This window comes from Sanguibacter sp. Z6_81 (assembly GCF_057180625.1).
Genome location: NZ_JBXUFV010000001.1, coordinates 560460 through 586024, shown reverse-complemented (window position 1 = coordinate 586024; position 25565 = coordinate 560460). Strand labels below are relative to the sequence as shown.

General features: G+C 69.9%; 29 protein-coding genes. 18 read left to right on the top strand and 11 right to left on the bottom strand.

Going from position 1 to position 25565, the window contains the following annotated elements:
- The first annotated feature begins 204 nt into the window (after positions 1–204).
- From rpsF to AC2AXK_RS02795, 5 genes are all read left to right on the top strand, one after another.
- Positions 205–492, top strand: coding sequence for a 30S ribosomal protein S6 (rpsF, locus tag AC2AXK_RS02815; RefSeq protein WP_484343818.1), 288 nt, complete (start codon positions 205–207; stop codon positions 490–492).
- 57 nt (positions 493–549) lie between these two features.
- On the top strand, positions 550–1047 hold the full coding sequence (locus tag AC2AXK_RS02810; RefSeq protein ID WP_484343817.1) for a single-stranded DNA-binding protein: 498 nt from the start codon (positions 550–552) through the stop codon (positions 1045–1047).
- Between the two features lie 88 nt (positions 1048–1135).
- Positions 1136–1372 (top strand): 30S ribosomal protein S18, encoded by a 237-nt coding sequence (rpsR, locus tag AC2AXK_RS02805; RefSeq protein WP_484343816.1) that lies wholly within the window; start codon positions 1136–1138, stop codon positions 1370–1372.
- A 15-nt stretch (positions 1373–1387) separates the two neighbouring features.
- Positions 1388–1837: a 50S ribosomal protein L9 gene (rplI, locus tag AC2AXK_RS02800; protein WP_484343815.1), complete on the top strand. Its 450-nt coding sequence runs from the start codon at positions 1388–1390 to the stop codon at positions 1835–1837.
- Positions 1838–1913: 76 nt separating this feature from the next.
- Positions 1914–2129 (top strand): hypothetical protein, encoded by a 216-nt coding sequence (locus AC2AXK_RS02795; RefSeq protein ID WP_484343814.1) that lies wholly within the window; start codon positions 1914–1916, stop codon positions 2127–2129.
- A gap of 14 nt (positions 2130–2143) precedes the next feature.
- On the opposite strand, the gene AC2AXK_RS02790 is transcribed toward AC2AXK_RS02795, so the two are convergent.
- Positions 2144–3499, bottom strand: coding sequence for an MATE family efflux transporter (locus AC2AXK_RS02790; protein ID WP_484343813.1), 1356 nt, complete (start codon positions 3497–3499; stop codon positions 2144–2146).
- Between the two features lie 295 nt (positions 3500–3794).
- On the opposite strand from AC2AXK_RS02790, the gene dnaB reads away from it, so the two are divergent.
- From dnaB to AC2AXK_RS02775, 3 genes are read left to right on the top strand one after another with little or no spacing between them, the layout of a single operon-like run.
- Positions 3795–5168 carry a replicative DNA helicase gene (gene dnaB, locus AC2AXK_RS02785; RefSeq protein WP_484343812.1) on the top strand — a complete coding sequence of 458 codons (1374 nt, stop codon included), beginning with the start codon at positions 3795–3797 and terminating at the stop codon, positions 5166–5168.
- Between the two features lie 28 nt (positions 5169–5196).
- Complete coding sequence (locus tag AC2AXK_RS02780; RefSeq protein WP_484343811.1) at positions 5197–6090, top strand: EamA family transporter; 894 nt, start codon at positions 5197–5199, stop codon at positions 6088–6090.
- Between the two features lie 44 nt (positions 6091–6134).
- Complete coding sequence (locus AC2AXK_RS02775) at positions 6135–6734, top strand: hypothetical protein (protein ID WP_484343810.1); 600 nt, start codon at positions 6135–6137, stop codon at positions 6732–6734.
- A gap of 212 nt (positions 6735–6946) precedes the next feature.
- On the opposite strand, the gene AC2AXK_RS02770 is transcribed toward AC2AXK_RS02775, so the two are convergent.
- Both AC2AXK_RS02770 and AC2AXK_RS02765 read right to left on the bottom strand, forming a co-directional pair.
- Positions 6947–7714 carry an NYN domain-containing protein gene (locus AC2AXK_RS02770; protein ID WP_484343809.1) on the bottom strand — a complete coding sequence of 256 codons (768 nt, stop codon included), beginning with the start codon at positions 7712–7714 and terminating at the stop codon, positions 6947–6949.
- A gap of 121 nt (positions 7715–7835) precedes the next feature.
- Positions 7836–8537, bottom strand: a complete 702-nt coding sequence (locus tag AC2AXK_RS02765; RefSeq protein ID WP_484343808.1) for an SDR family oxidoreductase — start codon at positions 8535–8537, stop codon at positions 7836–7838.
- An 89-nt stretch (positions 8538–8626) separates the two neighbouring features.
- Between AC2AXK_RS02765 and AC2AXK_RS02760 the strand changes: the two genes are divergently transcribed.
- Both AC2AXK_RS02760 and AC2AXK_RS02755 read left to right on the top strand, forming a co-directional pair.
- On the top strand, positions 8627–9115 hold the full coding sequence (locus AC2AXK_RS02760) for a MerR family transcriptional regulator (protein ID WP_484343807.1): 489 nt from the start codon (positions 8627–8629) through the stop codon (positions 9113–9115).
- 77 nt (positions 9116–9192) lie between these two features.
- Positions 9193–9876, top strand: coding sequence for an HAD family hydrolase (locus AC2AXK_RS02755; RefSeq protein WP_484343806.1), 684 nt, complete (start codon positions 9193–9195; stop codon positions 9874–9876).
- Between the two features lie 172 nt (positions 9877–10048).
- Here the strand turns inward: AC2AXK_RS02755 and AC2AXK_RS02750 are convergent, their stop codons facing one another.
- Positions 10049–10522 (bottom strand): hypothetical protein, encoded by a 474-nt coding sequence (locus AC2AXK_RS02750; RefSeq protein ID WP_484343805.1) that lies wholly within the window; start codon positions 10520–10522, stop codon positions 10049–10051.
- A 426-nt stretch (positions 10523–10948) separates the two neighbouring features.
- Here AC2AXK_RS02750 and AC2AXK_RS02745 point away from each other — a divergent pair, with 426 nt between their 5' ends.
- Complete coding sequence (locus AC2AXK_RS02745; protein ID WP_484343804.1) at positions 10949–11890, top strand: GNAT family N-acetyltransferase; 942 nt, start codon at positions 10949–10951, stop codon at positions 11888–11890.
- 132 nt (positions 11891–12022) lie between these two features.
- Here AC2AXK_RS02745 and AC2AXK_RS02740 read toward each other — a convergent pair whose 3' ends face one another.
- Positions 12023–12469, bottom strand: a complete 447-nt coding sequence (locus AC2AXK_RS02740) for a ricin-type beta-trefoil lectin domain protein (RefSeq protein ID WP_484343803.1) — start codon at positions 12467–12469, stop codon at positions 12023–12025.
- Between the two features lie 122 nt (positions 12470–12591).
- On the opposite strand from AC2AXK_RS02740, the gene AC2AXK_RS02735 reads away from it, so the two are divergent.
- Entirely contained in the window at positions 12592–13119 is a 528-nt protein-coding gene (locus tag AC2AXK_RS02735; protein ID WP_484343802.1) for a GNAT family N-acetyltransferase, read from the top strand.
- Between the two features lie 247 nt (positions 13120–13366).
- On the opposite strand, the gene AC2AXK_RS02730 is transcribed toward AC2AXK_RS02735, so the two are convergent.
- Complete coding sequence (locus AC2AXK_RS02730; protein WP_484343801.1) at positions 13367–13567, bottom strand: hypothetical protein; 201 nt, start codon at positions 13565–13567, stop codon at positions 13367–13369.
- Between the two features lie 146 nt (positions 13568–13713).
- Here AC2AXK_RS02730 and AC2AXK_RS02725 point away from each other — a divergent pair, with 146 nt between their 5' ends.
- The 4 genes from AC2AXK_RS02725 to AC2AXK_RS02710 all read left to right on the top strand — a co-directional run bounded on the left by AC2AXK_RS02725 (position 13714) and on the right by AC2AXK_RS02710 (position 19741).
- Complete coding sequence (locus AC2AXK_RS02725) at positions 13714–16197, top strand: glycoside hydrolase family 2 protein (protein ID WP_484343800.1); 2484 nt, start codon at positions 13714–13716, stop codon at positions 16195–16197.
- Positions 16198–16270: 73 nt separating this feature from the next.
- A complete protein-coding gene (locus tag AC2AXK_RS02720) occupies positions 16271–17488 on the top strand; it encodes an AGE family epimerase/isomerase (protein WP_484343799.1) in 1218 nt (405 codons plus the stop codon).
- Positions 17485–18627, top strand: a complete 1143-nt coding sequence (locus tag AC2AXK_RS02715) for a LacI family DNA-binding transcriptional regulator (protein ID WP_484343798.1) — start codon at positions 17485–17487, stop codon at positions 18625–18627. Before AC2AXK_RS02720 ends, AC2AXK_RS02715 begins: the two co-directional genes overlap by 4 nt.
- Before the next feature lie 46 nt (positions 18628–18673).
- Positions 18674–19741, top strand: a complete 1068-nt coding sequence (locus tag AC2AXK_RS02710; RefSeq protein ID WP_484343797.1) for a YihY/virulence factor BrkB family protein — start codon at positions 18674–18676, stop codon at positions 19739–19741.
- Here the strand turns inward: AC2AXK_RS02710 and AC2AXK_RS02705 are convergent.
- Entirely contained in the window at positions 19695–20711 is a 1017-nt protein-coding gene (locus AC2AXK_RS02705) for a cytochrome d ubiquinol oxidase subunit II (RefSeq protein ID WP_484343796.1), read from the bottom strand. The two genes, AC2AXK_RS02710 and AC2AXK_RS02705, sit on opposite strands and share 47 nt — an antisense overlap.
- Positions 20708–22108: a cytochrome ubiquinol oxidase subunit I gene (locus AC2AXK_RS02700; protein ID WP_484343795.1), complete on the bottom strand. Its 1401-nt coding sequence runs from the start codon at positions 22106–22108 to the stop codon at positions 20708–20710. The genes AC2AXK_RS02705 and AC2AXK_RS02700 overlap by 4 nt, the downstream gene beginning before the upstream one ends.
- Before the next feature lie 120 nt (positions 22109–22228).
- Here AC2AXK_RS02700 and AC2AXK_RS02695 point away from each other — a divergent pair, with 120 nt between their 5' ends.
- On the top strand, positions 22229–23350 hold the full coding sequence (locus AC2AXK_RS02695; RefSeq protein ID WP_484343794.1) for a tetratricopeptide repeat protein: 1122 nt from the start codon (positions 22229–22231) through the stop codon (positions 23348–23350).
- A gap of 1 nt (position 23351) precedes the next feature.
- Positions 23352–23933 (top strand): 1-acyl-sn-glycerol-3-phosphate acyltransferase, encoded by a 582-nt coding sequence (locus tag AC2AXK_RS02690; RefSeq protein ID WP_484343793.1) that lies wholly within the window; start codon positions 23352–23354, stop codon positions 23931–23933.
- Here AC2AXK_RS02690 and AC2AXK_RS02685 read toward each other — a convergent pair.
- The 3 genes from AC2AXK_RS02685 to AC2AXK_RS02675 are packed head-to-tail and all read right to left on the bottom strand — an operon-like array spanning position 23921 to position 25535.
- Complete coding sequence (locus AC2AXK_RS02685; RefSeq protein ID WP_484343792.1) at positions 23921–24487, bottom strand: hypothetical protein; 567 nt, start codon at positions 24485–24487, stop codon at positions 23921–23923. The genes AC2AXK_RS02690 and AC2AXK_RS02685 overlap by 13 nt on opposite strands.
- Positions 24487–25074, bottom strand: coding sequence for a TerD family protein (locus AC2AXK_RS02680; RefSeq protein ID WP_484343791.1), 588 nt, complete (start codon positions 25072–25074; stop codon positions 24487–24489). Before AC2AXK_RS02680 ends, AC2AXK_RS02685 begins: the two co-directional genes overlap by 1 nt.
- On the bottom strand, positions 25071–25535 hold the full coding sequence (locus tag AC2AXK_RS02675) for a hypothetical protein (RefSeq protein ID WP_484343790.1): 465 nt from the start codon (positions 25533–25535) through the stop codon (positions 25071–25073). The genes AC2AXK_RS02680 and AC2AXK_RS02675 overlap by 4 nt, the downstream gene beginning before the upstream one ends.
- Between the last annotated feature and the right edge of the window lie 30 nt (positions 25536–25565).

Here is a 25565-nt window from a genome sequence, read left to right as displayed (position 1 = left end):
GTCCAGCCCGTCCACGCCCCAGGGCGTGCAAGCCCCCCGGCCACGCCGTGGCCGGGGGGCTTGCGCACACCAGGTATCGTTGAGCCTTGCTGCGTGCCCTCACCCTGGTCGCCTATCGGCCCGGTCGGCGCGCAGCGCGTACGCACAACCCTCCTGTCACGGAAAGACCGTGACCGCTGAGTCCGTAGGAGGTGGGTTACACACATGCGTCAGTACGAATTGATGATCATCCTCGACCCCGAGATCGAGGAGCGCACCGTCGCCCCGTCGCTCGACAAGTACCTGTCGGTCGTCACGACCGAGGGCGGGTCCGTCGACAAGGTCGACATCTGGGGCCGGCGCCGCCTGGCTTTCGAGATCAACAAGAAGACCGAGGGCATCTACGCGGTGATCAACTACACCGCCACGCCTGCGACGTCCAAGGAGCTCGACCGTCAGCTCGGCCTCAACGAGGTCGTCCTGCGGACCAAGGTCCTGCGCGCAGACGTCTGAGCACCCGCTCTCGTCTGACCTCACTTTCACGAACCCGCACTCGCAAGGAGAGCTCACATGGCTGGTGACACCATCATCACGGTGGTCGGGAACCTCACGGGGGACCCCGAACTGCGCTTCACCCCCTCCGGGGCGGCTGTAGCCAACTTCACCATCGCCTCCACTCCCCGCACGTTCGACCGCCAGAGCAACGAGTGGAAGGACGGCGACACGCTGTTCATGCGCTGCTCGATCTGGCGCGAGGCGGCGGAGAACGTGGCCGAGTCCCTCACCAAGGGAACTCGCGTCATCGCCTCCGGGCGGCTTGTGCAGCGTTCGTACGAGACCCGTGAGGGCGAGAAGCGCACTGTCGTCGAGCTGCAGGTGGAGGAGATCGGTCCTTCCCTGAAGTACGCCTCGGCCAAGGTCACCCGCGCCCAGCGCTCGGGTGGCGGTGGCGGCGGAGGTGGCAACGGCTTCGGCGCAAGTTCGGGGGCACAGGCCGACGACCCGTGGGCGACCGCAGGTCCGGCGTCGTCCGGCGGGAGCTCGTTCGCGGACGAGCCTCCGTTCTGACCCCCACCACGTAGATATTCGCTTCCTGGTCCCCGTGACCTCCGGTCACGGCCGGGCCCGGAGAAGCACCCTGTGAAGGAGCAACGCAATGGCAAAGCCCGTTGTGCGCAAGCCCAAGAAGAAGTCCAACCCGCTGAAGTCGGCGAAGATCGAGACCGTCGACTACAAGGACACCGCCCTGCTGCGCAAGTTCATCTCGGACCGCGGGAAGATCCGCGCCCGCCGGGTGACTGGCGTCAACGTCCAGGAGCAGCGTCAGATCGCACGCGCCGTCAAGAACGCGCGTGAGATGGCCCTGCTTCCCTACTCGTCCTCCGCACGCTGAGAAAGGGGATCACTCATGGCGAAGCTCATTCTGACCCACGAGGTCACCGGTCTCGGTGAACCCGGGGACGTCGTCGAGGTGAAGGACGGGTACGCCCGGAACTACCTCGTCCCCCGCAGCCTGGCCACCCCGTGGTCCAAGGGCGCCGAGACGCAGGTCTCGGCGATCCGCAAGGCTCGCAAGGCCCGTGAGATCGCAACGCTCGACGAGGCCAAGGCCACGCGCGACGCGCTGCAGTCGAAGCCCGTCACCGTCCGTGCCACGGCCGGCCCGGGTGGACGTCTCTTCGGTGCCGTGACGACCGGGGAGATCGCTGCCGCGGTCGCCGAGGTCGGCAAGGTGTCGGTCGACAAGCGCAAGATCGAGATCGCTCAGCCGATCAAGGCGGTCGGTGAGTACTCGGTGTCCATCCGTCTGCACGCCGAGGTCTCGGCGAAGATCGCGGTGAACGTCGTCGCTGCCTGATCTCTGATCAGCTGTGACCACAGGCCCGGCGCCTCCCTCAGGGGAGGTGCCGGGCCTGTGTCGTCCCCGGACGGTCGTGTCCTACGCCAAGGACGGCATCAACGCCGGGGCGAGCGCCTTCCTGCGGCACTACCGCGCTCTCGAAGTGACGGTCGCTGTCGTCTCCAACGCGGAGGACGGCGTGTGGTCCCCGATGGAGGCGATCGACGCGGTCGTCATGTCGGTGACGACGGGCACGACGGCGACAGGCACGGCGGCGACAGGCACGGCGACGACCGGCACGACGGCGTAGCCGGGGGGCCGTGGTCAGGCGCCGGCGACCATCCACGCGGTGCCGCGCGCCCGCAGTCCGGTGGTCACGGCGCGGGCGAGCATGAAGGCGCCCGCGAAGGCGAGCCAGAGCCAGGCGAGCCCGGCCGCGCCGTCGGGGGCCCAGGCGCGCACGGCCAGCGCGACGGGCACGTAGACGACGAGCGTGACGAGTCCCACCCGGGCGAGATAGGGCCCGTCCCCGGCGCCGATGAGCACGCCGTCGAGGACGAACACGTACCCGGCGACCGGCATGAGGAGCCCTGCCACGGCCATCCCGAGGGTGATGGCGAGGCGGACCTCGTCGTCCTGGGTGAAGAGGGTCGCGAACCACCAGCCGCCGGCCGCGACGACGACGCCGAGCACGGTGCCGGCGAGGACTCCCCAGCGGAGCGTCCGGGCGAGGATGCGCCGCGTGGTCGCGGTGTCCGAGGCCCCGAGGCTGTGCCCGACGAGCGCCTGGGCGGCGATGGCGAGCGCGTCGAGGGCGAAGGCGGCGAGTCCCCACACGCTGTTGACGACCTGGTGGCCGGCGAGGGCGACGGCGCCCATCCCGGTCGCGACGAAGACGGTGACGAGGATCGCGATCCGCAGGGACACGGTCCGTACGAGGAGCGGGACGCCGGCCCGGGCGTTGCGGAGGATCCCTGTCCGGTGCGGTCGCACGGACGCACCGGCCCGGCGGGCACCACGCAGGACGACGGCGCCGAGCACCGCGCCCATCCCGAGCTGGGCGAGGCTCGTCCCGAGGCCGGAGCCCGCGACACCCATGCCCGCCCCGTGCACGAGGGCGACGCTGAGGACGGCGTTGGCCGCGGCGCCGGACGCGGCGACGACCATCGGGGTGCGGGTGTCCTGGAGCCCGCGCAGCACGCCGGTTGCGGCAAGCACGACGAGCATGCCGGGCAGTCCGGGCGCGGACCAGCGCAGGTAGGCGGTCGCATGGCGGGCGACCTCACCGTCCGCGCCGAGTGCGCCGACGGCCCACGGTGCGAGTGCGAGGAGCGCGACCGCGAGCACGACCCCGAGGCCGAGCGCCAGCCACATCCCGTCGATGCCTGCCTGCAGCGCCTCGCTCCTGCGCTGCGCGCCGAGCCGCCGAGCCACCGCTGCGGTGGTCGCGTAGGCAAGGAAGACGCACAGCCCGACGACGGTGACGAGAATCGTCGAGGCGACGGTGAGGCCGGCGAGCTCCGGGGTGCCGAGGCGCCCGACGACGATCGAGTCGACGAGGACGAAGAGCGGTTCGGCGACGAGCGCGCCGAGCGCGGGGAGGGCGAGGTGCAGGATCTTGCGGTCGAGGGCGCGGCTGGTCGCCGGGGTGTCCACAGAGTGGTCCTTCCGCTGGTCCAAGGCGTGGATGGTGAGCAAGAGCAATACTCTGTCCACAGGCTCAGCCGCGGAATCCTGCGGCCGCGGGGTGCATGTGGACTCTGGTGAACAGGTTATCCCCAGTTATCCACACCTCTTTCCACACTGTGGATGACGGCTGACCTGCCAGGCGCCCAGTTATCCCCAGAGGTGTGGAGAACCCTGTGGATAACGCGTTTGGTGGGGCCGTCACCCGGCGGTAGCGTGCCCGTGGGTCCAGATGTCGGTAGCACGGTGTACCACTGGGTCTTCACACATCTCGCGGGAATGGGACGGCATGTCGATCGACGAGCTCGAGTCGGGTTACAGCGGACAGAGCTCGGCGGCTCCGGGCTTCGACCGCACGCCTCCGCAGGACGTCGCTGCGGAGCAGAGCGTCCTCGGCGGCATGCTCATCTCGAAGGATGCCATCGCGGACGTCATCGAGCAGATCAAGGGCACCGACTTCTACCGCCCGGCGCACGAGGCCATCTACGACACGATCCTCGACCTCTACGGCCGCGGGGAGCCCGCGGACGCCATCACGGTCGTCGCGGAGCTCACCAAGCGCGGCGAGATGGGCCGCATCGGCGGGGCGCCGTACATCCACACCCTCATCTCCATGGTGCCGACGGCCGCCAACGCCGGGTACTACGCCCGCATCGTGCGGGAGCGCGCCGTGCTGCGCCGCCTCGTGCAGGCCGGGACGAGGATCGTCCAGCTCGGCTACGCGACGGACGGCGGCGACGTCGACGACATCGTCAACAACGCCCAGGCCGAGGTGTACGCCGTCACCGAGACCCGTACGAGCGAGGACTACGCCGTCCTCGGCGACGTCATCGGGGGTGCCGTCGACGAGATCGAGGCGGCCGGGCACCGCGGCGAAGGCATGGTCGGGGTGCCTACGGGATTCGCGGACCTCGACCGGCTGACAAATGGTTTGCACCCCGGTCAAATGATTGTTTTAGCTGCGCGTCCAGCAATTGGAAAATCGACGCTGGGAATCGATATAGCACGTTCTGCATCTATTAAACACGGTTTGACGTCGGTTGTCTTCTCCCTCGAGATGAGCCGCAACGAGATCACCATGCGTCTGCTCGCCGCCGAGGCCCGCATCCACCTGCAGAAGATGCGCAACGGCTCCATGGGTGAGGAGGACTGGCAGAAGCTCGCCGGGACGATGGGGCGCATCTCCGAGGCGCCGCTGTTCATCGACGACTCCCCGAACATGTCGCTCATGGAGATCCGCGCCAAGTGCCGGCGTCTCAAGCAGCGCCACGACCTCAAGCTCGTCGTCATCGACTACCTCCAGCTCATGACCTCGGGCAAGCGCGTCGAGTCCCGCCAGCAGGAGGTCTCGGAGTTCTCCCGTGCGCTCAAGCTCCTCGCCAAGGAGCTCGAGGTCCCGGTCATCGCGATCTCCCAGCTCAACCGTGGAGCTGAGCAGCGGCAGGACAAGCGGCCCGCGATGTCCGACCTCCGTGAGTCGGGCTCCATCGAGCAGGACGCCGACATCGTCATCCTCCTCCACCGCGAGGACGCCTACGAGAAGGAATCGCCGCGCGCCGGCGAGGCCGACCTCATCGTCGCCAAGCACCGTAACGGGCCGACGGACGTCCTGACGGTCGCGTTCCAGGGGCACTACTCGCGCTTCGTCGACATGCAGGCCTGAGCGAGCGGTCCGTGCAGGTCCTCGTCAGGTGAGCGCAACACCTGCCCCTCGGGTCCCTGCGACCGCTCTCGCGGTCCTCGCGATCGTCTGCGTGCAGTTCGGCAACGCGTTCGCAGGTTCCTTCTTCGAGCAGCTCGGGCCGATGGGAGCCGCAGCGCTGCGGCTCGCCTTCAGCGCCAGCCTCCTGGCCGTCGTCGTCCGTCCTCGGATGCGCGGTTGGGACACCCGCACATGGCGTGGAGTCGTGACGCTCGGTGTCGCTCTCGCCGGGATGAACAGCCTGATCTACCTCTCCATCGACGAGATCCCGATCGGTGTCGCGGTGACCGTGGAGCTGCTGGGGCCGCTGGCCGTCGCGGCTGCCGGGATCCGGCGCGCGGCGGACGTCCTGTGGGTCCTGCTCGCGATCGCAGGCGTCGCGCTGCTCGGCATGGAGGCCGGCGGCGACCTGTCCGTGGTGGGGCTGCTGCTCGCCGCAGGCGCCGCCGCCTTCTGGGCGCTCTACATCGTCGCGTCCGCCCGGCTCGGGCCCCGCGTGCGAGGCGTCGACGGTCTGTCCGCGGCGATGCTCGTCGCCGCGGTGATCGTCGTGCCGTTGGGTGCCGCACCCGCCGTGACCGCGACCGTCTCGGCCCCGTGGCTGCTCGCCGTCTTCGCGGGAGTGGCACTGCTGACGTCGGCGGTCCCCTACGCGCTCGAGTTCGTCGCGCTCAAGACGATGCCGTCGCGGGTGTTCGGAGTGCTGTCCAGCCTCAATCCGGCTGTCGCTGCCCTGGCGGGGCTGGTCGTGCTGCAGCAGATGCTGTCGCTCGCACAGCTGGCCGCCGTCGCACTCGTGACAGCAGCCAGCGTCGGGGTGGTCGCCACAGCCCGCAGAGGGACCCCCACCCCGCGCCGGGTCTCCGTGGAACCGTTCGGGTGACAGCCGTGTTGGCCGACCGGGTCGCACGTCGAGATGATGGTCGGATGACCGGCAGCAAGGACGCGACCACGGGTGACGAGCGCACCCACGACGACGGCGGCGCCGACGACGAGCGGGTCCGCCAGGAGGCGGCCCTCGACGCTCTTCACGCTGCCCTCGCACGGGCGATCGCGCGCCTCGAGGCGGCAGGGGCGAGGGACGAGGCGCTCGCAGAGCTCGTCGAGCCACGACGGGTCATGCTCGTGAGGCGTGACGCCGTCCTGCGCCCGGTGGGCCGGGCGTGGCGTCTCGGAGCGCTCATGCTCGGGCGCGACGGCACGCTGTACGCAACGGGCGCACTGGTCCGTGCGCGTGAACCAGGTGTGCGCAACCACCAGTCGCAGTCCGCCGAGGAGCGCCGTGACCTGCGCGCAGCGGCCCTGCGTGGGAAGTTCGCATCGGGCGAGACCGTCAACCACGGCTGGCGTGCGATCCCGCTCGACGTGGCCTCCGTCCGTTCCGATGACGGCCCGCTCCTGTTCGGCCCCGACGGGACGATCAGGGTGCGGTGGAACGCTGCTCTCGGGGACCATGCAGCCCGGGACGTCTTGGCGTACCTCGACGAGAGGGTCGCCCTTCTCGTCGACCCGCTCGACATCCCCTGATCGCGCAGTCGTCGGAACGCTCCTGCATCGGAAAGGGAGAGTCTGACAGCCTGTCGACCCCTTGCGAGACATAGTTGTGAGACACGCCGAGCCGCGAGTTTCCGTCATCGACTCCGGCGGCTGCGAGACGTCTTGCAACCCAGAGTTAAGAGACGGTGCTAGATGCGGTTTTGCCTAGATGGCTTAGCGGTACGTTGAGCCTGTTCGGCGTGTCAATGTTCGGCGGTGCGTAGGGGTAAAAGAGGCTGCTGTTCTTTGGAATCAGTTCCCAACCGGACCATTTGCCCCTCGACCGTGAACTGTCCGGTCGCCCGGAGAAGTTCTGACAGCTTTGCGTAGCCCCAGTTGCGGGAGTCAAAGTCCGATTGCCGCTTGCGCAGGAGCTGGCCCACGGAGGCGAGGTTCGCCCACCCGTCCTCTGAGGAGGCTGTGCTTACGCTGTGCCGGAGTCCTTTCATGAGACGCCTGTCGTCTTGTGGCGACGTTGTTACCGGTCGTTCCGGCGTCTGCGTTGCAATTGCCGTTGGAGTCTCGCCGTTGACGCTGCCGAGGACCTCGAGGTAGGTGAACTGGTCACAGGCGTTGCGGAAGGAGGCCGGCGTTTTGAGCTCTCCGAATCCGTAGACGGTGATGCCCTGCTCGCGGATGCGGGAGGCCAGCCGGGTGAAGTCACTGTCCGACGAGACGATGCAGAACCCCTGGAACCGGCCCGTGTAGAGCAGGTCCATCGCATCGATGATGAGTGCGCTGTCTGTCGAATTCTTGCCCTTAGTGTGCGCGAACTGCTGCATGGGTTGGATCGCGTGTTCGCTTGCCGCGGTCTTCCAACTGTTGAGCTGGGTTGTCGTCCAGTCGCCGTAGACCCGCTTCACTGACGCCGTGCCGAACTGGGCTACCTCCGCAAGGACGGCCCCGATCCGAGACGGAGGGACGTTGTCGGCATCGACAAGGACTGCGAGCAAGTCGCTGGTCGCGTTCATCCGCACAGTCTGGCAGCCTGCCGCTAAGTCCGACTGAACCCAAGGTGGGCAGGTGAAACGCTGACGCAACACCTGAGCAGTGCGGGCGAGTCGACTCCGAGCGGTTCCGCGTTCGAGCCGGTCAGCCGTAGAGCTGTGCGGGGTCTCCTGCCAAGGCCGATTTGACGAACCGGGCGGTGTCATCGACGAGGACCTCGATGGCGTTGCTCTCGATCCCGGCGAGGCTGGCGCGTGCCACCTCGGCGGGGTTGATCTTGGGCGCATCGCTGCCGGCCATCATGTCGGTGTCCGCGGCCCCCAGGTGGACGCCCTGGACGAGGATCCCCCGTCCAGCGAGTTCGACGCGCACACCGTTGGTCATGTTCCATTCCGCCGCCTTTGCTACCGAGTAGGACCCCGAGCCGGCAGCCGTCGCGACCCAGGACAGGACGGACAGGACGTTGACGATCGCGCCCGGGCTGTGGGCGACCAGGCTGGGGGCGAAGGCCCGGATGACGTTCAACGTGCCGAACAGGTGGGTCTCGAGGTCGGTCCGGATCTCCTCGACGGGCGAGGACAGCAGGGTGGCCCCGGTGGTGATCCCAGCGTTGTTGACCAGCAGGGTGACGTCGTCGGCAGCTGCTGCCGCCTGTGCGATGGACGCCGGATCGAGGATGTCCAGGCGAAGAGGTACCACCCGGGGGTCAGAGTTCTGGATGAGCTTGGGGCGTCGGGCTGCCGCGTAGACCTTGCGAGCACCGCCGGCCAGCAGGTGCTCGACGAAGTGGTGGCCGATGCCTCGGTTGGCACCGGTCACCAGCGCGACAGCTCCGTTGATCTCCATGGTTGTCCTCCTTCTCGGCAGCGAACGCGGATGTTCAGCGACCGTGCTGAGTACGCTAGGAGTTGACGTCGACGTGAAGGGCAAATCGCATGGGCGCCACCGTGAGCCGCGACGATCGAGCGGAGACGGCCTCCCTGCGCATCGGGCAGGTCGCTCGTCAGGCCGGGGTCAGTACCCGGGCGCTGCGCTACTACGAAGAACAACGTCTGCTGCAGCCTGAGCGCACTCCCAGCGGCCAGCGCATCTACCCGGCCTCGGCCGTAGCGAAGGTCCGGCTGATTCAGGAGCTCTTCACCGCCGGGCTCAGCAGCACGCTTCTGGTCACGCTGCTGCCAGCGATCGACGCGCGCCACATCACCCCCGACCTGTCCCGGCGCCTTCTCACGGAGAAGGCCCGGTTGACGTCCCAGATCACGCAGCTGCAAGCGGCGGAGCGACGTCTCGCGGCGCTCATCGGAGTGATCGAGCACCCGGACGACGCCACATGCCCTTCCACGCTCGACGACCCATCCGCAACAGGCGTCGATCGCTCCGAGGCCCCCACCCGCCACTGCACCGTGCCTCGCGCATCCACCTAGACCGCCTCGGACCCAGCGCCCGAGAACGGAGATCGAAGCCGACCTCGAGCTTCACAACGCCACGCAAGGAATCATCCATGAATGCACACTTTGACTTGGTCATTTTCGACTGTGACGGCGTTCTCGTTGACAGCGAGGTCCTCGCTGTCGAGGTCGACAGGCGCGTCCTTGCGGAATTCGGCTGGCACCTGTCGACCGAAGAGGTTGTCGAGAAATTCATGGGGAAGTCATCCGCGAGTTTCACGGCTCACCTGGAGGAGCACCTCGGCTATCGCTTACCCCCAGACTGGGACGCCAAATACACACACTGGTTCTCCGAAGCGTTCGAATCTCACCTCAAGCCGGTTGACGGTGTCGGAGACGCCCTCGATAACATTTCCGCACGGACATGCATCGCCTCGAGCGGTAGTCATCAGAAGCTCCGGAAGACGCTAGGTCTGACGCAGTTGTACCCGCGTTTCGAGGGACGGATATTCAGCGCCACCGAGGTTGCCCAGGGGAAGCCCGCGCCAGACCTCTTCCTGCACGCAGCCGCACAGATGGGCGTACCGCCGAGCCGATGCGTCGTCATCGAAGACAGCAAGTACGGCGTGCAAGCAGCGCACGCGGCCGGCATGCACGCGTTCGGCTACGCCGGCGGCCTCACTCCGCGCGAGTGGCTCGAGGACGAAGGGGCCACCGTGTTCACCTCGATGACAGACCTCCCACAGCTCCTGCAGTCTCATGCCCCCGCCACACATACGGGAACGGCGTCGAGCTAGAGGTATCCGTCAACGCCGGCCCGTCCACCGGCTGTGGGCCTGAATCAAGGAGAGCATCCGGTGCGGACGCGACCGCCGGTGCGCACGCGGACGACCTCGCATTCACTAGTCTCATCGGTGACCTCGTGGTCCCCCGCGATCGGCGGTCAGGACCTGCGCGGGACCCTGTGACCTAACCTGTCGGCCTCTGCGACCGCTGGCTCGCCGCCGTTGTGCGATGTCTTCGCGCGTAGGAGATTGTGACCGCGGCCAGGAGTGGCGCCCAGGCGACAAGGGGGAGATAGAGGAAGCCGACCACGTTTGCTCCCTCCGCCGTCATGTCCGGGTGTGGCAGGTTCCACCACAGGAGGAGCGGGGTCCACAGGAACGCGAGGATCAGTACGCCTGTCGATGCGGTCAAGACGACGGCTGTCGCGGGAATGCGGTAGCCGCCGACGTAAGGCACCCAACGGGGAAGGACGTCACCCCACGGCTGAACGAGGCCGAGAGTGAGCAGAGCTGCCAGCTCAGTCAGCACGCTGAGTGCAACGAGCCAAAGCCAGCCCCATCCAGCGAGGTCGAGGTCTCGCAACCCCTGCTCAGTGAAACCGCCGGAGAAGCCGAAGACCAGAGACAGCCGCCAGAGTGCGGAGGGCAGCGGTGTCATCGCGGCAGCATGCGCGGCAACACGCGCCCACAGGGGAGGTGCCGCCAGTGGTGCCCCGAAGCGCGAGACGCGGTCTTCTGTCATGGCTCAACCAAGCCAGACTCAGGCTCCACATGCATCCCCCTGAGGTACACGGAGTCGTCGCAGTTGGTGGAGAGGCGCATCGACACCCGGTGAGAGCTCGTCCAGGTGGCGACGCTGTTCGATCGCTTGTTCACGCGGAGGTGGGTTGCGCGGTCGCCCCGGCCGACCGGGGCAATGTGTTGAGTGCGGGGCCTCCACTCTGTCGCCGTCGCCGGGTCACTTTGCGGCGCGACGTCATGGGCCGTGGTGTGCGTGGTGCTCGCCGGTCTGCTTGTTAAATGACGTTGACCAGCCAAGGTACTGCTGGCGATGCTGTGGGCCGCCCAACCCGAGGAGTACGCCGTGACAGTCACATGGACCCACCTGACCGCAACCGACACGCCCGCCTGGGCCGAGCTGACCGAGGTGCTCGCGCGCCATGACGACACGGACGAGATCTACTCCGCCGAGGACCTCGCTGAGGAGCTGCAGGAGCACGGGTTCGACCCGGAGCGGGACTCGTGGGCCGTGTGGGACGGGGACACGCTCGTCGCCTACGGCCAGCTGCGGGTCAGCAGCGCTCTGACAGCCGAGGGCTGGGCGCGCGCGAACGTCGACGGAGGGGTGCACCCGGACTGGCGGGGCCGGGGCATCGGCACGGAGCTGCTCACCCGCATGGAGCCACGCGCCCGCGAGCTGGCGGCCGCGCGGCACCCCGGCGCACCCGTGCAGCTCCGTGCCGCCGGCGGCACGGAGGGCAGCGACGCCCGCGGCCTGCTCGAGGAGCACGGCTACCGCGCGGTGCGGTGGTTCACCGACATGCGGCGCGACCTCCCCGGAGCACCACTCGGCACGGTCGACTCCCGGGCCGAGGTCCTCACGCCCGAGCTGTCCGAGGCCGTGCGGCTGGCCCACAACGACGCCTTCGCCACCCACTGGGGATCCACGGCGCAGAGCCCACAGCAGTGGGCCGACTTCCTGGGCGCCCGATCGTTCCGCGCCGAGGACTCGCGCGTCGTCCGCGACGAGGACGGCACCGTGCTCGCGTACGCGCTCACCGGTCAGTGGGTGGACCGTGAGCTGTACGTCAGCCTCGTCGGAACGCGCCAGTCGGCGCATGGGCGCGGTCTCGCCCGCGCGGTGCTCGAGGCGGTCGTGGCGGCCGCGGCGGACTCCGGACGTTACGACAGCGTGGAGCTCACCGTCGACTCCGACCACCCCACCGGGGCGGGTCGCCTGTACGAGTCCGTCGGCTTCACCCCGATCCGCACGACGGCGGCCTACGCGAAGATCGAGGTCGACTGACACCGCGCCCGCACCACCGCGAGGGCTTCATCTCGGTCCACGGCAGGCCCGGCGAGGCCGGTGGGGAGTCCGAGGCGAGGGGTGCGGTCCGGCAGCCCACCGCCTGACCTGCCGCACGCGCACGTCGGCAGGTCAGGCGGTGGGCAGGGCCGACCAGATCTCGTTGGGGTTGTTGTTGCAGGTACCCCAGGTGAGCGTGGTCGTGCGGAAGTCCTCGATGCAACCGATGCCCCAGTCGAGCTGGTGGATGCGGCCGTCGCTGGTGAAGCCCCAGCGCACCAGCAGGCCGCTGTCGCAGTCCGTGACGAAGATGCCGGAGGTGCTCCCTGTGGCCAGGCATCGGCCGTCCGGGGTGCGGATGGTGTCGTCGGCCGCCGAGTAGACCCAGCGCTGCGTGGCCGAGCCGTTGCACTTCGTGGTGAACGCCGCTACCGGCCGCTCGGGGTGCTCCCGGCGGTCGACGCACAGTCCGGTGGCCTCGTTGCGCAGCTCTGCGCCGGGCGTCGCGGCCTGCGCGGGCTGTGTCGCGCCGAACAGGCTCAGGGCCAGCAGGGCGGATGCCGCCAGGGTCGAGATCATCTTTCGCACCATCGTCGGGCTCCTTCTCACAGTGCTGAGTTGGGTCCGTCCCGCCGACGCCTCACGACGTCGGCGGTGACGTCGATTTGTGGAGATAGTGGAAATTTGCACTGTACATCGTCGTGCTCCCCGGAGCACCCCTCGGCACGGTCGATGCCCGGGTCGAGGTCCTCACCCCGGATCTGTCCGAGGCCGTGCGGCTCGCGCACAACGACGCCTTCGCCACCCACTGGGGGTCGACGGCGCAGAGCTCGCAGCAGTGGGCCGACCTCGTGGGCGCGCGGCCGTTCCGCGCGGCCGACTCCCGCGTCATGAGAGACGACGACGGCACCGTGCTCGCGTACGCGCTCACGAGCCAGTGGGTCGACCGTGAGATGTACGTCGGCCTGGTCGGAAAGCGCCAGTCGGCGCGCGGGCGCGGTCTCGCCCGCGCGGCGCTCGAGGCGGTCGTGGCCGCCGCGGCGGAATCCGGACGAGGCCGACTGACGCCGCGTCCCTACCGGATGTGGCTGATGCCGACCTTGAGGCGCTGCACCTGGTACCGCCACGGCGTGAGCCGCGGCGCCTCCAGCGTGAGGCCGGCGTCACGGGCGATCCACTCGACCACCTCGTCGGTCGTCCGCTCGTCGGTGTGCACGTGCGTGGCGTAGCGCCCTGGGCGAGGGCGGAGACGCATCGCGGGATCTGCTGCACGGCCCAGGTCTCGCGGCGCAGGCCGGAGCGCACCGCTGTGACACGGGTGCTCAGTCGCTTGAGCAGCGTCTCCGGGCTCGCGACGAGGGCGTAGTGGCGGACGTCCACCCGGCGGTCGACAAGCCCACCGATGATCTCGTCGAAGTAGTCGTCGCGCACGATCGTCATCGGCACGAGCACCGGGCCAGCGTGTGCGGTGACGGCCTACTCAAGGACGTCGACGACAGCGGAACGCCAGGGGGCGAGGTCCTGGAAGTCGTGGCGCGCTCCGGGCGGGAGCGTGCGGTGGAAGGCGAAGCCGAGGAGCTCGGGGTCGGCGACGTGCGCGTCGGTCAGGCGACGCCGAAGCTCGAACGCGGTCTGGGTCTTCCCCGCACCAAATGCGCCGTTGATCCAGATGAGCATGGCTCGAAGCCTAGAGGACCGCCGACGGCTTTCCGCCGATCTCCCTGCCGGGGACGGTCATTGACCGCCCTTACTTAAGCGGTTAATGTCGGAACCGTCCGCGTCGATGGTGACGTCGGCGGCGCAACGACGTCAGGAGCCACCCCGTGACGACCGCACCCACCTCCCCGGCCACCGCCCAGACGGCGCAGCTCCTGCCTGCCCACTGGATGCTGCGTGCCCTCGACGGGCCCGTACCGGCCCAGCTCGTCGGCGTGACTGTCGCCGCGACGGTGCCGGGGCTCGTGCACACCGACCTGCTGGCCGCCGGTCACATCCTCGACCCGTACCTCGACCGCAACGAGAACACGGTGACGTGGATCGGCGAGACGAACTGGGAGTATTCGACGACGTTCGACTGGGCGCCCGACGGGCACACGCGGCACGACCTCGTGTTCGACGGCCTGGACACGTTCGCGACGATCGTCCTCAACGGCGTCGCGGTCGCCACGACGCGCAACCAGCACCGCACGTACCGGTTCGACGTCGGAGCGTTCCTGCGTCCGGGCTCGAACGACCTCACCGTGACGTTCGCGTCCCCGGTGCGTGAGGCCGACCGCGCGAGCCTCGAGATCGGGTACCGCGCGCACACGTACTCGCACCCCTTCAACGCCGTCCGCAAGGCGGCCTGCAACTTCGGGTGGGACTGGGGACTCGAGGCCGCGTCGTCGGGCATCTGGAAGGCGTGCCGCCTCGAGGGCTGGACCGGCGCGCGTCTCGCGAGCGTCCGCCCGGTCACGGGCGTGGACGGCGAGCAGGGCACCGCGACGGTCCACGTCGAGCTCGAGCGCGACGGCTCCGAGGGGGACCTCACCGTCGTCGCCAGCGTGCCGGGCGCGGCGGAGGCGAGCGTCACCCTTCCGGGCGGCGAGACCACCGCGACCGTCGACCTCACCGTCGAGCAGGTGCAGCGCTGGTGGCCCCGTGGCTACGGCGAGCAGCCCCTCTACGACCTCCGGGTCGCTCTCCTGCGTGAGGACGCCCCGCTCGCCGACCGCGAGCTGCGGGTCGGGTTCCGGTCGATCGAGGTCCGGCTGGCCCCGGACGACGACGGCACGTCCTTCGAGTTCATCGTCAACGGGGAGAGCGTGTGGATCCGTGGCGCCAACTGGATCCCCGACGACGCGTTCGTCACGCGGGTCACCCGGGAGCGGCTCGCGGAACGGCTCGACCAGGCGGAGTTCGCCAACATGAACCTCCTGCGCATCTGGGGCGGCGGGTACTACGAGTCGGACGACTTCTACGAGCTGTGCGACGAGCGCGGCATCCTCGTGTGGCAGGACTTCCTGTTCGCCTGCGCCGCCTACGCGGAGGAGGAGCCCCTGTGGTCCGAGGTGGAGGCCGAGGCGCGCGACAACATCACGCGCCTCATGTCCCACCCCAGCCTGGCCCTGTGGAACGGGAACAACGAGAACATCTGGGGCTACGAGGAGTGGGGCTGGGCCAAGCGCCTGCGCGAGCGCACCTGGGGGCTGGGGTACTACCTCGACCTCCTGCCGCGGCTCGTCGCCGAGCTCGACCCGACGCGCTCCTACACGCCGGGCAGCCCCTGGTCCGGCGACCCGGAGAGGTTCGCCAACGACGTCGACCACGGGTCGGTCCACCTGTGGGAGCTGTGGAACCGGGTCGACTACCCCGCCTACCGTGACGTCCACCCCAGGTTCGTCGCCGAGTTCGGGTGGCAGGGACCTCCGACCTGGTCGACGATCACGCAGTCGATCTCCGACGACCCGCTCACCCCGGAGTCACCCGGGATGATCCACCACCAGAAGGCGGTGGACGGCAACGACAAGCTCACCGACGGCCTCGTGGCGCACCTGCCGCTCCCGGACGAGATGGAGGACTGGCACTGGGCGATGTCCGTGAACCAGGCGCTCGCCATGACGGTCGCGATCGAGCACATGCGGTCCGAGTCGCCGCGCTGCATGGGGGCCGTCGTCTGGCAGCTCAACGACTGCTGGCCCGTGGTCTCGTGGGCGGCCGTCGACGGTTACGGACGCCCCAAGCCGTTGCTCTACGCCCTCAAGCACGCGTACGAGGACAGGCTGCTCACGGTCCAGCCGCGCGACGGTGGCCTCGCCGCGATCGCCGTCAACGACTCGCCAGCTGGCTGGGACGAGCTCACCGTGGCCCGACGGGTGCGGTTCGACGGCACGGTGCTCGCCGAGCACAGCTGGCAGGACACCCTGGACAGCCGGTCGACGCACGCCACCGCGCTGCCGGGGTCGGTCGCGGTCGCGGAGAACGCGGGCGACGAGCTCGTCGTCGTGCAGTCGGGCGAGCAGCGTGCCTTCTGGTTCTTCGCGGAGCACCGGGACTCGGCGCTCCCCGCGGCCGACCTCACGGTCGTCGCGACGCGGTCGGCGACGGGATACGACGTCATGGTGCGCGCGGGTTCGCTCGTGCGCGAGCTCAGCCTGCTCGTCGACAAGATCGACCCCGCGGCGCTGGTCGACGACATGCTCGTCACCCTGCTGCCGGGCGAGGAGGTGACCTTCCGTGTGACGACGGACGTGACGGTCCCGCTCGACCGCTTCGAGCAGCCCGACGTCCTGCGGACCGCCAACCAGCTCGTGAGGGACTGGACCTAGGAGGCCGGGCAGGGGGGCACCGCGCGCCCCTGGCCGACACTCATCGAGACTCAGCGCCTGTTGAAGGAGACGCATGACCAGCACGCCCGACCTGCTCACCGATGACGACCGGCTCGCCCGCGAGCTGCTGCGGCTGCTCGAGTTCGGTCGTGAGCTGCCCGTCCCCGGAGGAGGTGCCGCGTGGCTCGATGACGACGGCCACCCGCGCACGTCCGAGCCCGTGCAGACGTGGATCACCGCGCGCACGACGCACGTCTACGCGCTGGCGACGATGCTCGGCGTGCCCGGCGCCCGGTCGACCGCCGTCGCGGCCCTCGCGGGACTCACCGGCCCCCTGCGGGACGACGAGCACGGCGGGTGGTTCGCCGACGCCGGGCCAGGGACGCTCGACGGCACGAAGAGCTGCTACGAGCACGCGTTCGTCGTGCTCGCCGCCTCGACGGCGACCCTCGCTGGTCTCCCCGGTGCGCGCGAGCTCCTCGACGACGCGCTCGGCGTGCTGCTCCACCGGTTCTGGGACGACGAGGCCGGGATGTGCGTCGACGCGTGGGACCGCGGCTTCACGAGCGTCGAGCCCTATCGCGGCGTGAACGGCAACATGCACGCCGTCGAGGCGATGCTCGCCGCCCACGACGTGACCGGCGACGACGCCTGGCTCGACCGTGTTGCACGCATCTCGGCGAACGTCGTCGGGCACGCCGGCTCCAACGGGTGGCGCATCCCGGAGCACTACGACGCGGCCTGGCGTCCTCAGCTGGAGTACAACGCCGACAAGCCGGGTGACAAGTTCAAGCCGTACGGCGCCACCATCGGGCACGGCCTGGAGTGGGCGCGCCTGCTCCTGCACGTCGAGGCCGCGGGAGCGGACGTGCCGGGCGGCGCCCTGCCTGCGGCGACGAGCCTCTACGACAGGGCGGTCGCGGACGGGTGGGCTGTCGACGGGGCGCCCGGCTTCGTCTACACGACCGACTGGTCCGGCGCACCCATCGTGCGTGACCGCATGCACTGGGTCGTCGCGGAGGCGACCGCGGCCGCGGCGGTCCTCCATCGACGCACCGACGAGGCGCGCTTCGCCGACGACTACGGCCGGTGGTGGGCCTACGCCGAGGAGCACGTCCTCGACCGCGAGCGGGGTTCGTGGCACCACCAGCTCGACCCGGCGAACCGGCCGACCGCGACCGTGTGGCCGGGCAAGGCGGACCTCTACCACGCCGTCCAGGCCGTGCTCGTGCCGCGGCTGCCGCTCGCTCCGGCCATCGGCCGCGCCGTCGCCGACGGGCTCCTCGCATGACCGTGTCCGACGATCGGCAGGCCGGTGCTGGGTCCGACGCTGCCACGGACGACTCCGTCCCGTCGGCCACCTCGGGGACCGGTACGACGGAGGTCGCCCGGGGCCGCAGGGCCCGGGTGACGATCGCGGACGTGGCTGCGCTCGCGGGCGTGTCCACCGGGGCGGTCTCGTACGCGCTCAACGGCCGGCCGGGTGTCTCGGCAGCCACGCGTGACCGTGTCCTGGAGGCTGCGCACACCCTCGGCTGGACGCCCAACGTCGCGGCGCGCCGCCTCGCGGGAGCGCGCAACGAGACGATCGGGCTCGTCCTCGTCGCGGAGACGGCACGGATGCTCGGGACCTCGTCCTACTTCATGGAGTTCATCGGCGGCATCGAGCGCACCCTGTTCGAGCACGGCTACGGGCTGCTGCTCCAGGTCGTGCCGGACGTCGAGGAGGAGCTCGCCGTGTACTCGCGGTGGGCGGGTGCCGGGCGGGTCGACGGCATCGTGCTCATGGACCTGCGGATGTCCGACCCGCGGGTCACGCTCGTCGAGTCCCTGGGGCTGCCGGCCATGGTTGCCGGGCCGCCCGAGGCGGCGGGTTCCCTCGGCTGCGTCTGGACCGACGACGGGCCGGCGATGGAGGAGGCGGTGGGGTACCTCGTCGGCCTCGGTCATCGCAGGATCGCCCGCATCGCCGGCACACCCGGGCTGTCCCACGTCGAGATCCGCAACGAGGCGTTCGCGCGGGCGACCGAGCGGGCCGGGATCACCGGGATCAGGCGCGACGCGAGCTTCGACCTCGAGGACGGCTCGCTGGCCACCCGGAGCGTGCTCAGCTCGGCCGACCGGCCCACCGCACTGCTCTACGACGACTCCTCCATCGCCATCGCGAGCCTGCCGATCGCGAGCGAGCTCGGGCTGCGCGTCCCCGAGGACGTGAGCATCCTCGCGTGGGACGACTCGGCGATGTGCAAGCTCGTGATGCCGGCGATGTCCGCCATGAGCCACGACGTCGGCTCCTACGGCGCGCACGTCGCGCGGCGGCTCTTCGACGTCATGGGCGGCGAGCAGCCCGTCGCGGCCCTCGAGGCCGTTCCGTCGCTGCAGGTCCGTGGCACGACGGGGGCCCCGGCCCACCCGGTGCAGGGTCGCTAACGGGTGCGCCTCGCCGACCGGGTGCCGCAGACGTAGGGTCGCCGTCATGAGACGTGCGGCGTTGCGCTCCAGGTGGGCGCGCTGGAAGGCGCAGGGCACCCTCGTCGACCATGCCGAGGCGCTCGCCGTCCGCCGTCCCGTGAAGCTCGGCCAGTACAACCTCGCCCATGTCGCCGCGCGCGGCTGGCGTCGCATGATCGACGTGCGCGTCACGGGCCTCGCCGCCGAGATGACCTATTACGCGATCATCTCGCTGCTGCCCCTTCTCACCGCTCTCGGCGCCACGCTCGGGTTCCTCGAGCGCGTCCTCGGCGCCGATCAGGTGACCCGGCTCGAGACGACCGTCGTCGACTCTCTCGCGGGAGTGTTCGAGAAGCAGGTGACGGACGAGGTCGTCAGGCCGCTCGTCGAGGGGCTCCTCCGGGAGGAGCGCTCCGGGATCGCTTTTGGCAGCCTCGCGGTGGCCCTGTGGCTCGCGAGCCGCATGTTCCGGGCGGCGATCCGGGCGCTCGACGACGCGTACCAGGTGCCGGAGCGGCGGGGTCTCGGTGCTCAGCTGGTCCTGGGCCTCGGTCTGTCCTTCGGTGCGGTCGTCACGCTCGCGGCGCTGCTGTCCATGGTCGTCGTCGGCCCGTTGCTGGGTGGCGGCCGGCAGATCGCCTCCTGGATCGGTCAGGGGGAGACCTTCGAGGTCGTGTGGACGCTGGCCCGGTGGCCCGTCATCGGCCTCGTGTGCGTCGGCTCCCTCGTGCTGCTCTACCGCCACGGACCCAACGTCGTCACCACGTGGCGGGCCGGCCTTCCCGGGGCGGTCCTCGGGACGGTCGGGCTCGTCGGTGTGGCGTTCGCGCTCCAGGCGTACCTCGGCCTCGCCGGGCCGGCGGTGCCCGAGCTCGGCCGTCCGGGAGAAGCGGTGACGGTGGCCGCCCAGACGCTCGGCGCGGCGCTCGCAGTCATCCTCTGGTTGTGGCTGAGCAGCATCGTCGTGCTCGCCGGTGGTGTCGTCAACGCCGAGCTCGCGCACGCCCGCGAGGGGTCCGAGGTCACCGAGGGTCCGGCGGACGCGGTCAGGTCGCGTCGTGCTCCGTCGCGACCCATGACTCGGACTGCGTGAGCCGGAACAGGTAGACCAGCGGCGGGACGACGATGATCCCGGCGAGCACGGCGACGAGGAGCAGCGCGCGGAGGGTGGCCGGTGCTCCGGCGGCGTCGTCGATCGTCATCTGGTCGACGAGCATCCACGGGTACTGGCCGGCGGCCCACCCGCCGATGACCGCGGCGACCGCGACGACGGCGGCGACCCGGGCCGCTGCCAGGCGTCGTCGGAGCAGCAGCACGAGGGCACCGAAGCCGCCGAGGAGCGCGAGGATGATGAGTGGGGCCGCTCGCCCGGTGAGCCCGTCTGCCAGTGTCGGCGCGTCCTGCGAGACCGGGTAGAGCGCGCCGACGACGAGCACGCCCGTGATGATCCCCACGACGACGGTGCGCCGCCGCAGCTGCTCGGTGAGCAGCGCCCACCCGGCACGCTCCGAGTCCGCGGTGAGGAACGTCCCCGCGAGGAACACGCTCGTGCTGACGGCGAGCACGCCGCAGATGAGCGGGGTGGGAGCCACCCAGGACGACACGAGGTCTCCCCGTCCCCCGGCCGGGACGCGCCCGGAGGCGATGGCGCCCGCGATGGTGCCGAGGAAGAACGGCGCGATGAGCGAGGAGGCCGCGAACACGGTGCCGAACAGGCGTGCCTGGGAGAGCGTGGCGGAGTACTTGCGGAACGCGAAGCTCGCGCCGCGCAGCACGATGCCGAGCAGGGCCAGCAGAAGGGGGAACGCCAGGGTCGTCATCACGGCGGTGAAGGCCCGCGGGAACGCTGTCCAGGACATGACGAGCACGTAGATGAGCCACACGTGGTTCGCCTCCCACACGGGCCCAATACTGTGGTCGACGAGGGTGCGCAGCCGTGCCCCGCGCCGGGGACCGCCGGCGGTGAGGTCGTAGAACCCTGCGCCGAAGTCCGCCCCGCCGAACAGGGCGTAGGCCATGATGCCGACGAGCAGGGCGCCGGCGACGATGTCCGCGACCGTCATCGTCCGTCCTCCTCCGCTGCGTCGACGGTCCTGTCCTGCGGTCCGTAGGGGCTGGGCAGGTCCTCCTCGCCGGCGCGCCAGCGGCGCGCCATCGATCTCAGCACGGCGACAGCACCGATCGTCAGGCCCGTGTACAGCACGATGCTGGCACCGAGCACGAACGGCACCCACGGGTTGTCCCCGGCGGCGTCGGCGGTCCGCAGCACGTCGTAGACGACCCACGGCTGGCGGCCCACCTCGGTCGCGACCCATCCCGCCTCGAGCGCGACGACGGCGAGCGGGCCGCAGACGGCGGCGACGCGCAGGAACCACCGACGGTCCGTGAGGTCCCGCCGACGCCGTCGTGCGATCCAGAACACGAGGACGAGCAGGAAGAACAAGGACCCGATCCCGATCATCGTCTGGAAGGACCAGTGGGTGATGTTCACGGGTGGGAGGTCGTCGGCGGGGAACGTGTCGAGCCCGCGCACCGGTTCGGTGAACGAGCTGTGGGCGATGATCGACCCGAGCACGGGGATGTCCACCGCGCCCCGCACCTGGCCGTCGACGAGCACGCCACCCAGCCGCAGGGGGGACGGGCTCTCGGTGGTGAGTGCGAGCTCGAACGCGGCGAGCTTCGCTGGTTGCCGGTCACCGAGGCTCATGCCCAGCACGTGCCCGACGAACGGTTGGACGAGGGCAGCGACGCTCGCGAACGCGAACGGGACGGTGAAGCCGAGGCGGTGCCTGTCGTCGCGCCGGCCCCGCAGCATGCCGACGGCGTAGACGCCGGAGACGGTGAACCCGACGACCATGAAGGCGGCCACCCACATGTGTCCGAACTGCAGGAAGGAGAGCGGGGTGAGCATCGCTTCCCACGGGTTGACGTCGGTCACCTCGCCGTCGACGAGGCGGAACCCGGCGGGCTCGTTCATCCAGGCGTTGACGGAGACGACGCAGTACGTGCCCACGACGCCGGCGATGGCGATGGGCACGAGCATCATCATGTGCAGGCGCGGAGGCATCCGCCCCCAGCCGTAGAGGTAGATGCCGAGGAAGATGGCTTCGGTGAAGAAGGACAGTCCTTCGAGGGCGAAGGGCAGGCCCAGCACGTCCCCGAAAGGTCCCATGAGTCCGGGCCACAGCAGACCCATCTCGAAGCTCAGGACGGTCCCGGACACGGCGCCGATGGCGAAGAGCACGGCCGCCACCTTGGCCCACCGGCGGGCCAACGCCAGCGCGGCCGCGTCGTCCCGGTAGATCCCACGCCGGTGCAGCACGAAGATCATCGCCGGGAAGGCGACCCCGAAGCACGCGAGGATGATGTGCCAGCCCAGGGACAGGGCCATCTGCTGACGCGCGGGCAGCAGACCCGCTGGTTCGGCAGCCGCCCCGAGGAGTGCGGTAATTGTCTCCATTGTCCGAAACTACGCTGTGCCCGAGAACGTGCCACCCGGGACGGTGGCCACCCAAACTCCATCCCCTCATCACCCGCTGAATCTCCCTACGTGCCCGCCTTTACCCGTAAAGTCAGCGCCATGGAGCGCACCCTGGACCCCGTAGCGCGACGACGCGCAGCCGAAGAGAACTTTCAGCTCGCCATCGAGGCCTTCACGACCGGAGACCACCAGCGGGCCGAGCGTGACTGGTTGCGCGCGCAGGAGGAGTTCAACGACGTCGGGCTTGAGGAGCGAGCGGTCGACTGCACCGTCAAGCTCGGGGTCGTCTACCGCGCCACCGGAAGGTACGACGAGGCGGAGGTCGCCTACGTCCAGGCCCGCGACTTCTACCGGTCGAAGGACATGGACCGGCTCGTCGCGAACTGCACGGCGAACCTCGGCAACGTGTACCAGGCGAGCGGTCGCCACGCCGAGGCCGAGCGGGCGTTCCGTGAGGCCCGTGACTACTTCCAGGGCAACGACCTCCACCACGAGGCCGCCACGTGCGCCGTGAACCTCGGGGACCTCTACTGGGAGGCGGACCGCGCGGGCGACGCCCAGCGCGCCTACACCTCAGCGCTCGAGTACTACGAGGCCCTCCAGCTGCACCGCCAGGTCGCCGACAGCCGGATGAACCTCGGGCTCGTCTACTGGGGGACCCAGCAGCTCGCCCAGGCGGAGTCTGCGTACGAGCAGGCCCGCGAGTACTACCAGGCGCACGGTCTGCAGCGTGAGGTCGCCAGCGCGACGGTGAGCCTCGCCGGCATCTATGCGAGCTCGCGTCGCTACGCGATCGCGGAAGAGGCGTACCTCGCGGCGCGCTCGTACTACGAGTCGCACGGACTGAGCCAGCGCGTCGCCGACTGCACCATCGGTCTCGGCCTGGTGTACCGGGAGCTCGAGCGGTACGACGAGGCCGAGGTGGCGTACGTCGACTCCCGGAACCTGTACTCGGGCCTCGGCCTCGACCGTCAGGTGGCCGACGCGTCGCTCGGTCTGGCCGGGACCTACCAGGACGCAGGACGCCCCGCCGAGGCCGAGCAGGCGTACAGCGCCGCGCTCGACGGCTACCGGGCGCTCGGCCTGCCGCGGCTGGCCGGTGACTGCCTCGTCGGGCTCGCAGACCTGTACCAGGCGACGGGGCGCACCGAGGAGGCCGACAACGCGTACGCCGGTGCCCGGGAGCAGTACGACTCCCAGGCCACGCCCACCGCGGTCTGACGTGCGGGTGCGACGCGCCCTGGCCGACGCCTTCTGGGCAGTGAGCCGGTGGCGGTACGTGAGCGAGCCCCTGCCCCCGGGCCGTGGCGGCATCCTCGTGGGGGCGCCCCACACGTCGAACTGGGACTTCGTCCTCATGCTCGCCATCTCGGCGCGAGCGGGCGTCTCGGCGCGCTACCTCGGGAAGCACACGCTCTTCAAGCGACCCTTCGGCGGTCTCATGCGGGCCCTCGGCGGGATCCCCGTGGACCGGCGCAACCCCACCGGCGTCGTCGACGAGCTCGTCGAGGCCGCACGGCGCGGTGAGGAGTTCTACCTCGTCGTCACCCCTGAGGGCACGCGCAGCGCGGGCACCCACTGGAAGTCGGGCTTCTACCGCATCGCCCTCGAGGCGGACCTGCCCATCACGCTCGGCTACGTCGACCGCACGACCATGACCGCCGGGCTCGGACTGACGTTCCACCCGACGGGCGACGTCCGGGCAGACATGGACGTCGTGCGCGCGTTCTACGCCGACAAGGCCGGGCACACCCCCGCACGCCGCACGGAGCCGCGCCTGCGCGAGGAAGATCAGAACCCGTAGGACGCACCCACGGACTCGAGAGTCCGGTACGGCTCGTCGTCGTACCGCAGGAACAGCTCGCCGTCGCGCTGGTAGATGGCCAGGACGCGAAGCTCCGGAGAGCACTGGAGAGTCATTCCTGAGCCGAGGACCACCGTCACGGAGGACGGGGCGGGTACGAAGAACAGCAGGCGCCGCAGGGCGCGGACGTGACGGAGCCCCACGATGTACTGCCCCTCGCGGCCGGGCGAGACGTACGGGCGACGCCCGGCGTCGAGCCGCACGTCCGCCCCGGTGCCGGAGCGACCGTCCGTGAGCTCCCACAGGACCCCCGTCCGGGCCAGCGGGACCCCCACGAGCACCTCGAGCGATCCGATGCCCGACTGGAGCCGGTCGAGGACGACCATCGGCGTGAGGGCATCGAGCCGGCGGGTGTCGCGGGCCAGGGGGATGCGGCGGATCGTGCGCTCGGGTTCCGGTCGCCGCAGCGAGAGGCTCGGGGTGGGCGAGGTGACCGCCGTGGCGGTGCGCCGCGGGGGCCGACGGCGCAGGTAGGGGACGGCGTCGCCCGCCATCAGAGCCGGAACCCGAAGTCCTCGGCGACGTCCGCGATGCCCCGGGCGTACCCCTGACCGATGGCGCGGAACTTCCACTCGTCGCGGCGGCGGTACAGCTCGCCGGCGAACAGCGCACTCGTCGAGCCGAGGTCCTTCGTGTCGATGGGATAGCGGATGACCTCGGTCCCGGCACGGTCGAGGACGCGCACGACACCGTCGCGCATGCTGTCGAACGTCCCGGGGTTGCGCAGGTCGGGATTGATGTAGAGCACGAAGGCGATCCGCGCGACGTTCGACGGCACGTCGGCGAGGTTCACCTCGATCTGCTCGGCGTCACCACCCGGCAGCGACCCGTCCGCGTCGTACTCGACGACGTCGTCCGGGCTGAGCATCTGGTTGAAGAACACGACGTGCTCGTCGGACAGCGCACGGCCGTCGGCCCCGCAGACGATGGCGCAGGGGACGATCTCGGTCGCGGGCCCGTTGCCCTGCACGACCGACCAGGAGAAGCCGACGGTGACGCTCAGTGCGACGGGCAGGGATCCGGAGACCGACGCGTTGGCGCCCTTGACGAGCACGGTGGGGGTCATAGCGGTGTCACTCACCCGAACTTCTCGCGGAGGAATCGCCCGTTGATCTCCAGCTGGGCGCTGTCGTGAGCGTAGACGGCCTCCATCATCGTGTGGACCCTGTCGTCGAGCAAGCTCAGCTGCTCGAGCAGGAGCGGGTCCTTGACGGCCGGGTCCGCGGGCGACGCGAGGTAGGCGTTGACCGTGGAGGGGATGTAGTCCTTGAGCATGAACTCGATGGCGAGCTGCTCGTCGATGTTCGGTGGCGCGACGAGGAGGTGCCGGGCGAGCGCGTCGAGGGTGTCGACCATCGAGAACAGCTGGATGGACGCCTGGATGGGCAGGGCGCGGCCGTAGAACCGGGTGGAACGCTCGATGCCCCGGACGAGCGGCACCATCGTCTCCGTGAAGGGCCCGGCCGGCGCGACGGGCTCGGGAGCAGTGGGCGCGACGGCGTCCTCCCGCCGGTCCCGCGACCGCCCGAACCACCGCGCCATGCCGGTGCGCCTCCTGCTGCTCGTCGCTCC

Excerpts from the sequence above, each read along its gene's own strand:
- rpsF (WP_484343818.1), top strand. The coding sequence starts at position 205 with ATGCGTCAGTACGAATTGATGATCATCCTCGACCCCGAGATCGAGGAG.
- AC2AXK_RS02810 (WP_484343817.1), top strand. The coding sequence starts at position 550 with ATGGCTGGTGACACCATCATCACGGTGGTCGGGAACCTCACGGGGGAC.
- rpsR (WP_484343816.1), top strand. The coding sequence starts at position 1,136 with ATGGCAAAGCCCGTTGTGCGCAAGCCCAAGAAGAAGTCCAACCCGCTG.
- rplI (WP_484343815.1), top strand. The coding sequence starts at position 1,388 with ATGGCGAAGCTCATTCTGACCCACGAGGTCACCGGTCTCGGTGAACCC.
- dnaB (WP_484343812.1), top strand. The coding sequence starts at position 3,795 with ATGTCGATCGACGAGCTCGAGTCGGGTTACAGCGGACAGAGCTCGGCG.
- AC2AXK_RS02775 (WP_484343810.1), top strand. The coding sequence starts at position 6,135 with ATGACCGGCAGCAAGGACGCGACCACGGGTGACGAGCGCACCCACGAC.
- AC2AXK_RS02770 (WP_484343809.1), bottom strand. The coding sequence starts at position 7,714 with ATGAACGCGACCAGCGACTTGCTCGCAGTCCTTGTCGATGCCGACAAC.
- AC2AXK_RS02765 (WP_484343808.1), bottom strand. The coding sequence starts at position 8,537 with ATGGAGATCAACGGAGCTGTCGCGCTGGTGACCGGTGCCAACCGAGGC.
- AC2AXK_RS02760 (WP_484343807.1), top strand. The coding sequence starts at position 8,627 with ATGGGCGCCACCGTGAGCCGCGACGATCGAGCGGAGACGGCCTCCCTG.
- AC2AXK_RS02755 (WP_484343806.1), top strand. The coding sequence starts at position 9,193 with ATGAATGCACACTTTGACTTGGTCATTTTCGACTGTGACGGCGTTCTC.
- AC2AXK_RS02750 (WP_484343805.1), bottom strand. The coding sequence starts at position 10,522 with ATGACACCGCTGCCCTCCGCACTCTGGCGGCTGTCTCTGGTCTTCGGC.
- AC2AXK_RS02740 (WP_484343803.1), bottom strand. The coding sequence starts at position 12,469 with ATGATCTCGACCCTGGCGGCATCCGCCCTGCTGGCCCTGAGCCTGTTC.
- AC2AXK_RS02730 (WP_484343801.1), bottom strand. The coding sequence starts at position 13,567 with ATGCTCATCTGGATCAACGGCGCATTTGGTGCGGGGAAGACCCAGACC.
- AC2AXK_RS02720 (WP_484343799.1), top strand. The coding sequence starts at position 16,271 with ATGACCAGCACGCCCGACCTGCTCACCGATGACGACCGGCTCGCCCGC.
- AC2AXK_RS02715 (WP_484343798.1), top strand. The coding sequence starts at position 17,485 with ATGACCGTGTCCGACGATCGGCAGGCCGGTGCTGGGTCCGACGCTGCC.
- AC2AXK_RS02710 (WP_484343797.1), top strand. The coding sequence starts at position 18,674 with ATGAGACGTGCGGCGTTGCGCTCCAGGTGGGCGCGCTGGAAGGCGCAG.
- AC2AXK_RS02705 (WP_484343796.1), bottom strand. The coding sequence starts at position 20,711 with ATGACGGTCGCGGACATCGTCGCCGGCGCCCTGCTCGTCGGCATCATG.
- AC2AXK_RS02700 (WP_484343795.1), bottom strand. The coding sequence starts at position 22,108 with ATGGAGACAATTACCGCACTCCTCGGGGCGGCTGCCGAACCAGCGGGT.
- AC2AXK_RS02695 (WP_484343794.1), top strand. The coding sequence starts at position 22,229 with ATGGAGCGCACCCTGGACCCCGTAGCGCGACGACGCGCAGCCGAAGAG.
- AC2AXK_RS02685 (WP_484343792.1), bottom strand. The coding sequence starts at position 24,487 with ATGGCGGGCGACGCCGTCCCCTACCTGCGCCGTCGGCCCCCGCGGCGC.
- AC2AXK_RS02675 (WP_484343790.1), bottom strand. The coding sequence starts at position 25,535 with ATGGCGCGGTGGTTCGGGCGGTCGCGGGACCGGCGGGAGGACGCCGTC.